This window comes from Psychrosphaera sp. 1_MG-2023, from assembly GCF_030548245.1.
GTDB classification, from domain to species: domain Bacteria; phylum Pseudomonadota; class Gammaproteobacteria; order Enterobacterales; family Alteromonadaceae; genus Psychrosphaera; species Psychrosphaera algicola.
The window spans coordinates 142,079-157,272 of sequence record NZ_JAUORW010000011.1 but is presented as its reverse complement, the minus strand read 5'-3'; the positions used below and the strand labels follow the sequence as shown (position 1 = coordinate 157,272).

Genomic DNA, 15,194 nt, shown 5'->3' with positions numbered 1-15,194 from the left:
AATTGGTTTGGTTTTTTACTTTTATTTCCCGAAGATGCTTTACGGATAACACCCTTGGCAGGTTTCTTTATATTTCTTGTGTCGGACTTATTAGAAAAATACATAACACCTAATCTGATAAAACTCTTTCATTAATGGCCAGTATTTTATAGTATTCACACCCAAATTTCAGACTAAAATTGATTTCGTTGAGTATTGAACAAATATTGAACGATTTTCATACTGTTAAACTTGTCGGTCTCAGTTGTTTTGTAGTTTAAACACAACAAAACGGATTAGTCGTCCGAAATTTTGCGACCGACACTCGACTGCAAAAAATGTAGGGAAAATCAATGACATCTAAAATCATCTATACAAAAACAGATGAAGCGCCGGCTTTGGCGACTTATTCTTTCTTACCAGTTGTAGAAGCATTTAGTGCGACTGCTGGTATAGACGTAGAAACTCGCGACATTTCACTTGCGGGCCGTATCATCGCTAATTTTGCAGAATATTTGCCAGAAGACCAACGAATTGAAGACGAACTTGCCTATTTAGGTCAAGTTGCAAAAACGCCTGAAGCAAACATTATCAAATTGCCAAATATTTCAGCATCTATTCCTCAGTTGAAAGCGGTAATTAAAGAACTTCAAGCGAAAGGTTATAAATTACCTGAATTTCCAGAAGAGCCAAAAACAGAGCAAGAGCAAGATGTCCGTGCTCGCTATTCTAAAGTATTAGGTTCAGCGGTAAATCCTGTTTTACGTGAAGGTAACTCGGACCGCAGAGCACCAGGCGCTGTTAAGCAATATGCTAAGAAAAACCCACACTCGATGGGGGCTTGGTCGAAAGATTCAAAATCACATGTTGCACATATGAAAGATGGCGATTTTTTCGAAAATGAAAAATCAGCAACAATTGCTAATGACGGTTCATTGAAAGTCGAGCTTGTCGCAACAGACGGTTCCGTCACTGTTTTAAAAGAGTCTATTCCTGTATTAGCGAAAGAGATTGTCGACGGCACGTTTTTAAGTGTTAAAAAACTGCAAGAATTTTTAACTGCAGAAATTGCAGATGCTAAAGCGTCTGGTGTTTTGTTCTCCGCTCATCTAAAAGCGACAATGATGAAAGTGTCTGATCCAATTATTTTTGGTCATATCGTTAAAGCATTTTATAAAGACGTTTTTGCGAAACACGGTGAAACATTTGCAAAATTAGGCGTTGACGTAAATAACGGTTTTGGTGATGTTGAAGCAAAACTTGCGTCATTGGACGAGGCAACTCAAGCTCAAATCAAAGCGGACATTGCTGCGGTTTATGAAAATAACCCAGCAATCGCAATGGTTGATTCAGATAAAGGTATCACTAACTTACACGTACCTTCAGACGTTATCATTGACGCTTCTATGCCTGCTGCAATTCGTTCTTCAGGTCAAATGTGGAATGCAGAAGGTAAATTACAAGACATGAAAGCGGTAATTCCTGACCGTTGTTATGCGGGTGTTTACCAAGAAACGATTTCATTCTGTATTGAAAATGGTGCTTTTGATCCATCAACTATGGGTACTGTTCCTAACGTTGGTCTTATGGCTCAAAAAGCTGAAGAATACGGTTCTCACGATAAAACGTTTGAAGTTGGTTCAACGGGTACAGTTAAAGTAACTGACCAAGACGGTAATCTTGTATTTGAACACAATGTTGAAGCGGGTGATATTTACCGCATGTGTCAAGTTAAAGACGCACCTATCCAAGACTGGGTAAAATTAGCGGTTAACCGCTCTCGTTTATCTGGAATGCCAGCCGTATTTTGGTTAAACGAAGCTCGTGCACATGACGCGCAAATCATTAATAAAGTTAATTTGTACTTAAAAGATCACGATACTGACGGCTTAGATTTACGTATTTTATCTCCAGAAGACGCGACTCGTTTTACATTAGACCGTGTGAAGAAAGGTGAAGATACTATTTCTGTAACTGGTAACGTTTTGCGTGACTACCTAACCGATTTATTCCCAATCTTAGAATTAGGTACGTCTGCTAAAATGCTTTCAATTGTTCCACTAATGAATGGCGGTGGTTTGTTTGAAACAGGCGCTGGTGGTTCTGCACCAAAACACGTTCAGCAGTTCGAAAAAGAAAACCACTTACGTTGGGATTCTCTTGGTGAGTTTTTAGCACTGGCTGCATCGTATGAGCATTTAGCAAATACTAATGATAATCCTAAAGCGCAAGTTTTAGCGGATACATTAGATAAAGCAACTGCGACGTTTTTAGATAATAACAAGTCGCCTTCACGTAAAGTGAATGAGCTTGATAACCGTGGTTCACATTTTTATCTAGCGACATACTGGGCTCAAGAACTTGCAGCACAAACAGCTGATGCAGAGTTGCAAAGTAAGTTTAGTGCAGTGGCAAAATTCTTGACTGATAATGAAGCTAAAATTGTTGATGAGTTGAATAAAGTACAAGGTTCAAGCATGGACATCGGTGGTTATTATAAGCCGTCTGATGAAAAAGGCTTTGCGGCAATGCGTCCTAGTGCGACGTTTAATTCTGCAATGGATTTAATTGCTTAGTTCTTTGAATTAACAAAATATTCGATTTAGAAAAGCTGGAACTTAGGTTCCGGCTTTTTTTTTCAATTATTTACGAAAATATATCGAATGTTCATTGAATTACAATACGTTTGTGATTAAAGTCTGTGCATAGATATAATAATAATAGCGTAGAGAATAATTATGAAAAAATTGACTGCTTGTCTTTTGGCTGCGAGTTTAGCGTTTGGCGCACAAGCTGCTGATAGTCAAAGTTTGAAATTGATTTCAGTTTCAAGTTACTTAAACTTCTTTTTAGTTAACTTAAATGGTTGTGAAGATTACCACCCGTCAGTTCGCGCAGCTGCGTACCAATCAGAAAGCAAATTATATCCTCATTATGAAAAACTGGATAAAAAAATTAGTAGCTTGAAGATTGATAAAAGCGACAAAGACGCTATTTCAAATACAATTGAGCGCAGTCGTGCAAAGCTTAATGCACAAATTGCGGAAGGTGAGTTTTCAGTTGAACATTGTAAAGCGGTTATTGGTATCGTTGAAAATGGATTAGATTCAAATCTTTTATCTGCATTAAACTAAGAATACTGTTTTATAAAAAATGCGCTAAACCTCAAGGTATAGCGCATTTTTTTATTGATATTTAAATGTTTAAATATCAAATCATTATATTTTCTTTTCAAAAGCCTGTTTTTCAGCTTCTTTAAGCTCTTTGATTTTAGGCAATGCCATTCCAAGTTCTCTACCTCGGTAACGTGCAAAATATGTATTACCTATAAATCCGAGAGTCAAAAGCAATAATTCAATCGCTATAAAAATCTTTGGCCCTTCAAATGTCCATATTGCCGTCAAACCATGGATATAACACCACATGATGACAAAGTTGCTCCAGGCATAGGTATATGGGTTGCCTTTAAGTAAACCTGGAATAGCCGTTAACATAGGTAACCAAAATAAAACGAGGGTGATATAGGCCAAATTGTTGGCGTTCGGGTCGAGCACAAAAAATAACATAGGGTAATAGGCGACTAAGCCTAGGTATCCCGTAACTCCCATTAATTTTAGTTTTCGCACAAAACTCGCCATAGGCGCTGTTTTGAACGCGTGTTCACTATTGTCAAATTTTTGCATATCAGATTCTTATGAGTTGAGTTTTAATGCTGTGGTGGCTAATCGTTTTCCTAATGTAAAACAAATGGCCTTTTCGTCTGCTGTTAATGTGGTATCAGATTTTAGCCCTGAAACATGACTTGGACCATATGGACTGCCCCCTGCGTCAGTGTTATGTAATGCGGGCTCAGAATACGGAACTCCGAGCAATAACATACCATGATGCAATAAAGGTAAAGACATTGATAATAGAGTTGACTCGTTACCGCCGTGCATACTAGAGCTACTCGTAAACACGCTTGCTGGTTTATCGATTAAATCACCAGAGAGCCATTGTGTTGACGTTTGCTGAAGAAATGCTTGTAATGGCACAGCCATCTGACCAAATCGACAGGGGCTGCCTAAGGCTAACGCAGAGCAATGTTTTAAGTCATCTAATGTCACATCGGGAAAAACAGATGGCTGTTCATTACTGTCATTTACAGTACGTATTCGAGCTTCTAATCCCATAGATTCAGAACCCTTGGCAATTGCTTTTGCCATATTCAATACAGAACCGTGTCTGGAATAATATAAGACGAGCAGGTAGGGGGTTGTCACTATTATAAAATATCCAAAACGTTTTCAGGAGGTCTGCCTATTGCTGCTTTGCCGTTGGCAACAACGATAGGTCGTTCGATGACTTTTGGATTGTTTACCATAAGTTCAATAACTTGTTGGTCAGTGAGTGATTTGTCTTCAAGCCCTGACGTCTTATATTCAGTTTCTTTTGTGCGGATTAGCGTTCGAGCTGAAATACCCAACATAGCAATGATTGCCGTTAACTCTTCGGCACTAGGTGGTGTTTTTAGGTATTCGATGACTTCGATGTCGTTTGACTTTTGTTGAACAAGTTCAAGTGTTTGTCGGCTCTTTGAGCATCGAGGGTTATGATAAATGACCAAACTCATCGTTTTTTTCCTTTAATTTCCATTATGTATTTAGAGCGCTCACGATAACTTCGTTTTAATGCCTCTAGTCGACTAATTTCAGAGCGGTTCACCTCAGGTAAAAAAGTGAGTGCTCGGTCAGTAGCTTGTATCGCTGCCGTATAATTTGACATTAATGCAAAATATTCTGCGCTTGTGGCGTGGTATTTTGCCATATTATTAATTTTTTTGTACGCCGTTCTTAATATTTGTGTTGCAAGAAAGTCATTTGGCTTGGCTAACAAATAATATTCGAGTAATTGAATAGCCTCATCATACTTTTTACTTTCGATAAGGACACTTGCATAATTTAGTGTGACTACCGAATTGTTAGGGCGAAATTTAAAAGCCTCAGCCAGTGCCGGTATATATTCTTCAGAGGTCCCCTTGGCATTATGTAAGTCTGAGAAACTATCCAATAAATATAGGTTTCCAGGAGCTTGTTGCTCTAATTTATTTAGTAACTTTTCTGCTTCGGCGTATTGTTTGTTGTCTAAATAAGCTAACGCCAAGCCATAACTCGCTGCAAATAAGCGGTTTCCTTGGGATTTTTTAACTTTATCTTCGAGTATGGCAATAAGATCGGGATTGTTGCCACTAAAACGTGCCAATAATCTATGTTTTACCATTAAAAATTCAAGTGAATCGGGATAAAACTTCTTCTCATATTGATGGGCTCGAAGGCGAGCATCGGTAACGCGAGAGTCGGGTAGTGGATGGGTCACTAAAAACGCAGGCAGTGCGGTTTTGAAGCGAACTTTATCCTGAAGTTTTGCAAAAAAATCACTTGCAGCATAGGGGTCGTAACCGGCAGTGGCTAGTACATTCATTCCAATGTTATCCGCTTCTTGTTCATTACCTCGCGTGTAATTAATCATGGATTGTTGACTACCTGCTGTGGTCGCCATCATAGAAGCAATCATGGCTTCTGGGCTGACCATTGCCATTAGTAACGAGCCGAGTATACCAGCTAATGTTAGAGGTGATTGAGCCGCAGCGGCTTGTTGCCGACGAGCTAAATGACGTTGTGTCACGTGAGCAATTTCGTGCGCCAAAACGGAGGCTAGCTCACTTTCAGAATCGGCTGCAGTAATAAGCCCCGAATGTACGCCTATATGGCCACCATAAAATGCAAATGCATTTATATCTGAACTGTTAATTGTAAAAAAAGTAAAGGGAAATTTGACGTCCTGTGAGTGTGCAACAAGTCGATTCCCAAGTGAATTTATATACTCACTAATTAGTGGATCGCTAATGACTCCAGACTGGCCCCGTAACTCATTGTAGATGAGTTCTCCCAAACGTATTTCTTTTTCAATACTAAGTACGGTAAGCGCTGATTGTCCAAGATCCGGAAGTTCATTGCTTGTGGCAAATGACTGGGCGGTAAAAACCAAACCGAAGGTGAAAATAATACCGTAAAAACAGGATTTTAGAGAACTCATAAATTAATTGCGCTCTTTGGTTTGCTGGTTATTTTGATGATGATTCATTTTCCATTTGTGCTGCAATAATTGCTTCTTCAGGAGGCAAGTTAGGGTTGATGTTTTGGCTGGCAAATGCGGCTTTAATGTCTGTGCCTTTTTCGCCAACAATTTCAAAATCGCGATGTAACTTTTCAATTATACGGGTAACGACAATATGCGCATGAATTATTAACGCCATATCCGCATCGTCACCATTTTTAATCGTAAAGGCGATGAATTTGTGCAATTGATTTATCCGAACTAAATATTTCATAGTTGTAGGATTCCATACGTGAAAGTCCATATTTGGATCACCACTAATATATTCGTCAACGACCTTACCATTGACGTATGGAAACGCTAAAAGTTCATAACCAATTTCAGAAAATACATGCAATATACATAATTTAGGTTTAGTTAATGGCGCATGCAATTCTAACGAATGTGGGTTCACGTTAGGTAATCGACCGAGTTTATCGTAATTCCAGTTTTTACGGTCAATTATTGTTTTATAGGCATTATCGAAGCCGTATGACATATATCCTTCAACTTCAGCAATGGAATTTGAGACTAGGCTAAAAAAAGCGGGCATTTCTCCCCAATTACTTTGTTTTTTAAACGCATTAACTTCTTTGATAGTGCAATCATCTGCTAAACCGTATTTATGTGGATAAAGGCCCATTGCATTCCGTTTTTTTATGGATTATTCACTCAAGTATCAATGATTGTGATAAATTATTGAAGTCTGAATTGAAATTATTTTTTATGGATTTTTGATGTGTTTAAGATTTGACGGCCGAGGTTTAAATTGCCCCTTGGGTTTTGTTAAAGCAAAACAAAGTTTATTACGCGATAAAACAAAAGAATATTTGTTAGATGACAAGACTACTCTGTATAATTTTATTCGTTACCTTGAAAAACAAAACATTACATTTGTCTTGCATTCGGAAGATAATAGCACCTTAGTTAAAGTGAATTTATAAACAATGTTAAATAGAAAAGGAAATATCGTGTTTCAAGTTTTCAAGCAGTGGTATAGAAAGAATTTTTCCGATCCAAATGCCGTTACATTAGCAATAGCCGTCGCCTTAATCGGATTTCTATTTGCATGGTTTGGCAAATTGTTAACACCGGTACTTGTCGCCGCCGTTTTTGCGTTTTTACTTGAGTGGCCGGTTAAAAAAGTCAGTATGTTAGGGGTTAATCGTAATATCAGTACGACAATTGTCATTGCCGGATTTGTCGGATTTATGGCTACGATGTTTTTTATGGCAATCCCAGTTATTTGGAAACAAAGCATCGGGTTAATAAAAGAATTGCCGGAGATGATGTCTGAAGTAAAAGGCTATATTCATTCACTTCCAGCGCAATACCCAAACCTTGATAAAGACTTAGTAAATAATGTCATGGCCAATGTTGACGGAAAGTTTATTAGTTTTCTCGAATCGTCACTGACCACAGCGATGTCGAGTTTAAATGACATAGTCGCGATTCTAATTTATTTAATTCTGGTGCCATTAATGGTGTTTTTTATGCTTAAAGACAAAACATCGCTAATTGCAGGCATAGATAGTTTGATCCCAGCGGAACGGACACTTATTACCCAAGTCACCAGTGAAATGAATCAACAAATAATCAATTACATCCGAGGTAAGATGATTGAATTGTTTATTGTCGGTGGAAGTACTTTTATTGCTTTTGCGATTATGGAATTAAGGTACGCAGCGGTTCTCGGTTTGTTGGTGGGACTCTCGGTACTCATACCATATATTGGTGCAGCTGTAGTAACCATACCAGTTGTCGGCGTTGCGCTATTTCAGTTTGGTTTAACACCTGACTTTTATTACGTCATGATTGCCTACGGTATTATTCAAACATTAGATGGGAATCTATTAGTACCATTATTATTTTCAGAAGCTGTAGATTTGAATCCCGTTTATATCATTATAGCCGTGCTGTTCTTTGGCGGATTATGGGGGTTTTGGGGCGTGTTTTTCGCAATACCATTGGCATCTTTGGTCAAGGCCCTAATTAATGCTTGGAGTGTTAAAAAATTGCCTGAGACTACAGAGTGCGCGGAGCAGTAACCTATCATTTGCTGTTAAAATCAAACCCATGCGTTGCATATAAAAAAAAGGAAGCTAAGCCAAGCTGATACAGATACGTGTCCCTAAACGCTAGTAAAGGTCAAACAAGTGCTATACTACTGTGCATTCAGTCAGTGTAGCACTTTTTTATGAGCAAAAAATCTTGCCAAGTAAAACCGCCACGGATACCAGCAGAGTTTAAAGGAATTCAGGTAAATTGTTGTAAGTTTACTAGATGTAAGAACTTTGGCCTGACCCCTGAGATGGCGCTTCAGACTGATTTGTACAAAGAAGATAATAAAAATAAATTAAATCGTCAAGTCCGTGAATCAGACCCCTTCTATATGGCAACTGGCACTTCAATTAAGTGTCGGCAAGGTGAAATCCTCAGTAATTTACCTAACAAACGAAATCAGGTTTATTTCTCTTTGAAGAGCAACTTAGCTGCATATGAAGAATATCAGCGTTTAAGTTCCTATTTAGTCATCCCCGGCTCTATATGCGACAAAATCGAATGTCCATCTCATGAAACTGGATATTACAAAATTAGAAAGAAAGGCAATACAGCTAGTGGCGTGCCTAGATTTATATGTAAAACCTGTGGCAAGACATTTACAGGAAGACCTATAGATAGACCGCATGACAAAACTGAATTAGACAAAACATTTTTCAAACTTTTAGTGGCTAAATCTCCATTACAAATAATTGAGTTTACGCTTGATATGAGCATGGGGGCGATCTATCGAAGGATCAACTTTATTCATCGCCAATGCTTAGTATTTATTGCTGATAAAAAACGAAAGCTTTATGAATCAAAGAATTTTGACAGGTTATATCTTTGTACCGACAGAATAGTTACGAAAAGTAATTGGACCAATAGAAAAAACAAAAAGAATTGCGAGTTCTATGGCATAGGCACTGCGGATCTTACGTCGGACTATATATTTGCCTTTAACTTTAATTATGATCCCGATATGGACCCTTTAGAAATTCAAGAAAAAGCTTTAGATATTGGTGATGAAGAGCAATTACCGTTCAATCGACGTTACACTAGGCTTTGGTTAAAGAGCGATTTTGAAAAATCTAAAAAAGAGAGAGCTAAACAAGGACGAAAGTTTTCTGGATCTCAAAAGGAATACATCAAAAACAAGGCTAACGAGGTCTATGATGATGAATTGCTATCATCTGAAACTTTAGTTAAAGAAACCGACCTTCCAGTAAAGGGTATGGAAATTCATAATGAATACACGATGATTGCTCACTTTTACTTGGTTAAAAAACTTATTCAAAATACCAAAATGACGAGGCTTTACCTCGATTTAGACATGGGGATGAAAACGTGGTTTCTGGCAGTATTTAAGGAAGAAATCTTAGAAGGTAAGTGTGACGGTTTCTTAGTTAATATGGAAAAAGAAATGACCGTTGACGAAAAGCGTATAGCAGTCAAAAAAGCCAAAGATAATATTGAAAAATTCTGTGGTATTCCTTAAGACTCTCTGACGCATCAACAACGACACCGAGTTGTTAATGACATGATAATTGAAAGCATTGAGTCACCATATCAACCTGAAGGTGTTACGGACGCTTGGGTCACTAGTCCAACGCCATTTATGGGAGAGCCGTGTAAAAGCATTTCTTCATTTACCAATATCGACCGATTTGATATTGAACACCAAGTAAATTTGTACCGTAAAGGCTCTCTGCACGCTATAGACAGATTTTTTCAAAAACTAAGACGTAGGGTTAATATTTTTGAAAGACCTTTTCAGTTAGCCACCAATAAGCGCAGAACATGAAATGGGTATAGCATATACAATCCAGCCATGTACCAAAAGTTAGCGGATATATATCGTGTTTTTTATAATTATTGTGATGCTTCAAAAAAACATAAGAAAACCCCAGCTATGAGACTGGGTTTAGCAAAAGGGCCTGTAGACATTGAAAAGATTATTTATTTTGAAAAATATAAATAATTGAACTAGCCGGCAACGGAAGCTGAAACCTTAGGAGATGCGTCAATGATAACTATATTTTCAGCCCCTTCTTGATCAATCTTTTTTAATATTCTGTTTACCTTACCGATTTCAAATTTCGTATAGCAAAGTATAACTTTAATATCATTAATTGATTTTGATGCTTTTTTATATATTACTGTCTGATTCTCCAAGTTTTTTTTCAATGAAGTGGACTTAGCGAGCTTAAATTCAACAATAGTTGAATCTCCGCTACCATGAGAAATCTTATAATCAGCAGGTCCTCTTCCATTGTTAACTTCTGCATTGACATCAAAAGGGGTCGCATACCAAGTTAACCTAAAAATTCTTTGAACAGTATCTTCTGAAGCTATAGCTTTTCCTTTGTGATAAAAAACCCTATAACCGTCATTATTCTCTATAACATCCTTAAGGTAATTAGCACGCTTCAACGACTCATCATAGCTTGTTGGTCTGGTGTTAAAAAATTCACTTTCTTCCAATATTATCTTTGTAAAATCACCTAACGTTTTTATTAGTTCATTCTTTAACTGGTCTAATTTTTCACTAGATATCTTTTTGGACTTATCTTTTTCTAATTCCTTTTTTCTAATGTAATAATCCAATATCTCAGGGTATTGGTTTATTGTTTTTGATACAGCTAGTTCAATGTCTTTTTTCTTCGGCAAAACAGGAAGTGTTTTTTGAAAATAAGCATTTACTGACTCTCTTAATGAATAATTTCCAATTGAGTTGGCTACGTTTCTGAAATTTCCTACTAAATCATTGTGGCAAATAAAAGCCTCGTCCTTGGTAAGAATATCCATCGGTGTTAATAAAATAAAATCACCATTTTCTTCAAGAAAGAAAAACGGAAGTTCAAATTCTCTAGGTTTCCAAACCATTAAGTCTTCATCGTAAACACATCTAACACTAAACGTTTTAATCTGATGAGGTTTTAGGTACTTTTTTGCAAAACTTTCAGTGTACTCAAGTAAAAACTCAAACATTAGATTTGTTGAAAAATCACTTATAAAATCTTTGCCAACACCAGAACCAACCAACGTCAATTTTTCAATATGCGAAGTATCTGATACAGTCTCACTTCCAAAGTTAGAATAAAAACCATTAAATGCAGATATTATATCTTTAGCAAACTTTACACCTAATCCCTTACCGTTATTGCCATATTTACAAAGGCCAAGCCAGTTTTGCTTAATTTCAGGAAATTTAAATAAAGATAAGTTGGCATTGTCACCGTCATTCTTTGCTATTTCTTTTAGTGAAATCAGATGATTAACAATTTTGTCGTGCTGGATTTTGTATTCTTTTTTATCCGAAGCAAATAATAAAAATGGATCTATGAATAATGGTAAATCAGCATTCAAGCATATATTTAATGCGCCGTGCTGTTCCATTTTAGTTTCTGTAATATCAAAATATTCAGTAAATACTAATTTTAAAGCCATGCGGTATCTCCCTTCGCTTGCTTTAACTATCCCTGAAGCGAATATAATTGTTATTTTATTTAATGGGATTATCTCAACTGTATAAAATACAAGCAATACTAAAAATTTAATATTCGAAAGTTCTTGGTATTTATGTTGTAAAATTACTAAAAAAGCTCACTTAAAATAAAGTGAGCTTTTGAGTTTAAATGACCTTAGCAAAGGAAGGGACACGTATCCGTATCAGCTTGAAGCTAAGCTTCCTTTTTTTATTACCGTAGAATTAACTTTGTAATTCTTTAATTTTCTCGATTACCACTTCATGATGATCTTTAGTTTTAAACTTATTAAAGAAGTGTTTAATCGTGCCATCTTGACCAATCAAAAATGTTAGTCTGTGGATGCCGTCATATTCACGACCCATAAATTTCTTGAGCCCCCAAACACCAAACTCGTCAGCAACTTTGTGATCTTCGTCTGACAATAAAGGAAAGTTTAGTTCGTCACGTTCAGTAAACTTAGTTAGACGTTTAACGGCATCTGGGCTTATCCCAACGGCAATGGTATTTAAGTCTGCAAGTTGTTGTTTTGCATCTCGTAGGTTTTGAGCTTGAACGGTACAACCTGGTGTCATTGCTTTCGGATAAAAGTAAACTAAAACTTGGTGCTCTTTGAGCGCCTTAGCCAAATCAAATATTTCACCATTTTGATCTTCAAGGGTAAACATCGGTGCATTATCACCGGCTTGTAATGTATTCATAATCAACTCTTATTGCTTTTGGTTTATGGTAATCGGGCTTATTATGCAATTCATATTCAGAAGGGCACATTCAGTTTCGAGCCCAGATTTGAGGTCTTCAGGCGACACCGATTCTGGTAAATCAATATTGATGTCCGCAGATTGCCACTCCAGACCATCTTTAAATAAGGTATTTGATTTTAAACTCGCAATATCAATTTGATTTTTCGCTAAATACGATGTGAGTTTCTTTATCGTTCCTGTTTGGTCAGGACCTTCTATTTGTACTAAGTATTGTGGCCTTGCAAGTTCTTCATGTTTGGCCGTGCGTTTCATCATAGTTAATAAATTTAACTGTACAGCGAGTTGTGGCAGTTTAACTTCCAGTTCAAGCAAGGCACTGTTTTCACCCGCTAATAACATTATCATTGTAAACTCACTTCCAAAGATCGCCATCTTGCTATCTAGGACATTACAATTACATTGTGAAATTAAACCGGTGAGTTCGCTAACCAACCCCGTTTTATTCTTGCCTATTGCCGTTAATACTAAATGTTGTGTTGCGATTTGTTTTGACGCTAATGACATACCGTGTAACTACATGAATTAAAATTTCGGGTTGAAGTTTAACATATTCGAATAAAAACGCATCTTGAAGCATAAAGTCACTTGTTTTGTGTCGATACGATAAGTAACATAGCCCGCCCAGATAAGCAGGAGAGTCTATAGTCAATGTCTAGTAGTATTAATTTTTCCGGCAGTTATGTCGCCCTAATTACACCAATGTTTAACGACACTAAGGTCGATTTTGATGGTTTAAAAAAATTAGTAGACTGGCATATTGAATCAGGCACTGATGGCTTGGTTATTTTAGGTACCACAGCAGAGACTGCGACGTTATCTGAAAAAGAACAATATGATGTATTAACAACGGTTATAGCACAAAATAATGGTCGTCTTCCGATCATCGTGGGTAATGGCTCCAATAGCACTTCTGCTACCGTTGAAAAAACCCAGCAACTTGACGATTTAGCCATCGATGGTTATTTGACTGTGACGCCTTATTATAATAAACCAACTCAAAAAGGGATGGTTGCACACTTTAAAGCGGTCGCTGCGGTAACTAAAAAACCGATCATCCTTTATAATGTTCCAGGCCGCACAGGCGTTGATTTAGATACATCTGCAGTGATTGAGCTTATGGCTGTATCAAATATCATTGGGATTAAAGATGCGACGGCGGATATCGCGCGGGTTAAAGAAATGAAACAAGCTAATCCGTCTTTTATCTTGTTTAGTGGCGACGATTTAACAACGCATCATTACATTAATGAGGGCGGCAATGGTGTTATTTCTGTAACGGCTAATGTTGAACCACATTTAATGGCTGAAATGGTAAAAATGTCGTTAGCAGGCGAACATTCAACTGCGGAGTTACTCGATGAAAAACTTCGTTTGTTACACCGTGACCTATTTATTGAACCAAATCCGGTTCCAGCTAAGTGGGCATTAAAAGAAAAAGGATTAATTTCTTCGGATATGGTTAGATTACCTTTGCTTCCAATGGAACCTATTAATCACATTGTAATCAAACAAGCTTTAGAACACGCACAATAATAAAGTGGAGAAATACGTGAAGTTATTTAAATTAGCGATTGTTGCTGTAGCAATGGTTGCCAATGTCGGTTGTACAACCATCAAAGGTTGGTTTAACGAAGCGCCGCTTACGCCTGAACAAGAAAGTAAAATTGTTAATCGTAACAACGGTATAAAAGTACCAGACGGATTAAAAAGCCCTCATAAAAGTACTGAATTTGTCATTCCTAAAAATATTGTAACTGTGCCTGATTCTGGAACGGTTACTTCACCAACCACAGTTTTAGTTATCTTAGAAAAAAGCTGGGTAAATGAAGATGATAATCATAAAGCTAAAATTATGATTGAAAAACCAGATTTGGTTGATGACTTCCCTCAATTTATCGAAAGCGGTATTGAAGCATTTCAAACCCATTTAAATCTTACCATTACGCCAATTTCTGAAACCCAATATCAAATTGAATATCTAACCTATGAAGAAACGGGATTTTGGTTTTGGAAATCAAAGAAAGTCATTGAAAAGTTTGATTTACAATTGAACGTCGAGATGCAAAAACATGGACGAAGTGGACAGGTTTATATTGATGCCGTTTCGTATGAATTAGTATCAGAGCCTTCGGACACCATTCCAAAAGCATCTATTAGAAAAGAAGCCGCAGCGGTTCATGTCTTAAATGATTTTATGTTGGAACTTGATTACCAATATCGTGTTTATCTTAAGAAAGAGAAATCTGAACTTGATGTTACGCTCGCGGTCGCTAAAAACTCGTCTAATCAACCTGTATTAAGTTCACAACAAGAAATAGCCTACGTATATAGTCAGACAGAAGAAATATTGGAACAACTTGGTTTCAGTATCGAAGAAGAAGACAAATTGTTGCACAGTTATAAATTGAAATATAACAAAGGTAAACAATCAACGTGGGATTCTATCTTTAATTCTAAAGTTGCTAATAAACTTGATATTCCAAGTGGCGAATATGTAGTTGAACTGACGACGAGCATTAACGGTGTTTATATTAAGTTTAGTTCAATTGACGGCCTTCCGTTTAGTGAAGAACAAGTTAAACAAGCTTATGAGTTGTTCATGATGGTCATCACCGATGAAGAACTTGAGTTATAAAATAGCGACCATATAACTAAGCCAAACGCCGCTTTTTAGCGGCGTTTTTGTTTTAAATTAACAGTTGATCTTGTGACCGTTGTCGCACTACTATCATTTGCCAATTTTAAACTACGCATGAGTTAACAGGCGCTTTTTGTCGATGATTATATA

The 15,194-nt window shown here is 37.0% G+C and carries 15 protein-coding genes; 7 read left to right on the top strand and 8 right to left on the bottom strand.

The genetic code is table 11. The features are described 5' to 3' along the window. The first annotated feature begins 332 nt into the window (after positions 1-332). Positions 333-2,555, top strand: a complete 2,223-nt coding sequence (locus tag Q4575_RS12150; protein WP_303523084.1) for an NADP-dependent isocitrate dehydrogenase — start codon at positions 333-335, stop codon at positions 2,553-2,555. Between the two features lie 162 nt (positions 2,556-2,717). Beyond that, complete coding sequence (locus Q4575_RS12145) at positions 2,718-3,113, top strand: hypothetical protein (RefSeq protein WP_215962314.1); 396 nt, start codon at positions 2,718-2,720, stop codon at positions 3,111-3,113. Positions 3,114-3,197: 84 nt separating this feature from the next. Here the strand turns inward: Q4575_RS12145 and Q4575_RS12140 are convergent, their stop codons facing one another. From Q4575_RS12140 to Q4575_RS12120, 5 genes are read right to left on the bottom strand one after another with little or no spacing between them, the layout of a single operon-like run. Further along, complete coding sequence (locus Q4575_RS12140) at positions 3,198-3,662, bottom strand: DUF2069 domain-containing protein (protein ID WP_215962315.1); 465 nt, start codon at positions 3,660-3,662, stop codon at positions 3,198-3,200. A gap of 9 nt (positions 3,663-3,671) precedes the next feature. Then, a complete protein-coding gene (locus Q4575_RS12135) occupies positions 3,672-4,241 on the bottom strand; it encodes a hypothetical protein (RefSeq protein WP_368393188.1) in 570 nt (189 codons plus the stop codon). 2 nt (positions 4,242-4,243) lie between these two features. Further along, positions 4,244-4,591 carry an arsenate reductase (glutaredoxin) gene (arsC, locus tag Q4575_RS12130; protein ID WP_215962316.1) on the bottom strand — a complete coding sequence of 116 codons (348 nt, stop codon included), beginning with the start codon at positions 4,589-4,591 and terminating at the stop codon, positions 4,244-4,246. Then, positions 4,588-6,054, bottom strand: coding sequence for a M48 family metalloprotease (locus Q4575_RS12125; RefSeq protein ID WP_303523083.1), 1,467 nt, complete (start codon positions 6,052-6,054; stop codon positions 4,588-4,590). The genes arsC and Q4575_RS12125 overlap by 4 nt, the downstream gene beginning before the upstream one ends. 28 nt (positions 6,055-6,082) lie before the next feature. After that, complete coding sequence (locus Q4575_RS12120; protein ID WP_215962318.1) at positions 6,083-6,757, bottom strand: hypothetical protein; 675 nt, start codon at positions 6,755-6,757, stop codon at positions 6,083-6,085. Positions 6,758-7,085: 328 nt separating this feature from the next. On the opposite strand from Q4575_RS12120, the gene Q4575_RS12115 reads away from it, so the two are divergent. From Q4575_RS12115 to Q4575_RS12105, 3 genes are all read left to right on the top strand, one after another. Next, positions 7,086-8,162, top strand: coding sequence for an AI-2E family transporter (locus Q4575_RS12115; RefSeq protein ID WP_215962319.1), 1,077 nt, complete (start codon positions 7,086-7,088; stop codon positions 8,160-8,162). A 149-nt stretch (positions 8,163-8,311) separates the two neighbouring features. Next, entirely contained in the window at positions 8,312-9,652 is a 1,341-nt protein-coding gene (locus Q4575_RS12110; protein WP_303523082.1) for a hypothetical protein, read from the top strand. Between the two features lie 42 nt (positions 9,653-9,694). Continuing rightward, on the top strand, positions 9,695-9,958 hold the full coding sequence (locus tag Q4575_RS12105) for a hypothetical protein (RefSeq protein WP_303523081.1): 264 nt from the start codon (positions 9,695-9,697) through the stop codon (positions 9,956-9,958). Between the two features lie 182 nt (positions 9,959-10,140). On the opposite strand, the gene Q4575_RS12100 is transcribed toward Q4575_RS12105, so the two are convergent. The 3 genes from Q4575_RS12100 to Q4575_RS12090 form a co-directional block, all read right to left on the bottom strand. Further along, positions 10,141-11,604, bottom strand: coding sequence for a hypothetical protein (locus Q4575_RS12100; RefSeq protein ID WP_303523080.1), 1,464 nt, complete (start codon positions 11,602-11,604; stop codon positions 10,141-10,143). 262 nt (positions 11,605-11,866) lie between these two features. Further along, positions 11,867-12,343 (bottom strand): thioredoxin-dependent thiol peroxidase, encoded by a 477-nt coding sequence (gene bcp / locus Q4575_RS12095; protein ID WP_215962320.1) that lies wholly within the window; start codon positions 12,341-12,343, stop codon positions 11,867-11,869. Positions 12,344-12,352: 9 nt separating this feature from the next. Continuing rightward, on the bottom strand, positions 12,353-12,910 hold the full coding sequence (locus Q4575_RS12090; RefSeq protein WP_215962321.1) for a glycine cleavage system protein R: 558 nt from the start codon (positions 12,908-12,910) through the stop codon (positions 12,353-12,355). A gap of 144 nt (positions 12,911-13,054) precedes the next feature. On the opposite strand from Q4575_RS12090, the gene dapA reads away from it, so the two are divergent. Both dapA and bamC read left to right on the top strand, forming a co-directional pair. Next, positions 13,055-13,939 (top strand): 4-hydroxy-tetrahydrodipicolinate synthase, encoded by an 885-nt coding sequence (gene dapA / locus Q4575_RS12085; RefSeq protein WP_215962322.1) that lies wholly within the window; start codon positions 13,055-13,057, stop codon positions 13,937-13,939. A gap of 16 nt (positions 13,940-13,955) precedes the next feature. Next, positions 13,956-15,041 (top strand): outer membrane protein assembly factor BamC, encoded by a 1,086-nt coding sequence (bamC, locus tag Q4575_RS12080; RefSeq protein ID WP_215962323.1) that lies wholly within the window; start codon positions 13,956-13,958, stop codon positions 15,039-15,041. Positions 15,042-15,194: the final 153 nt, after the last annotated feature.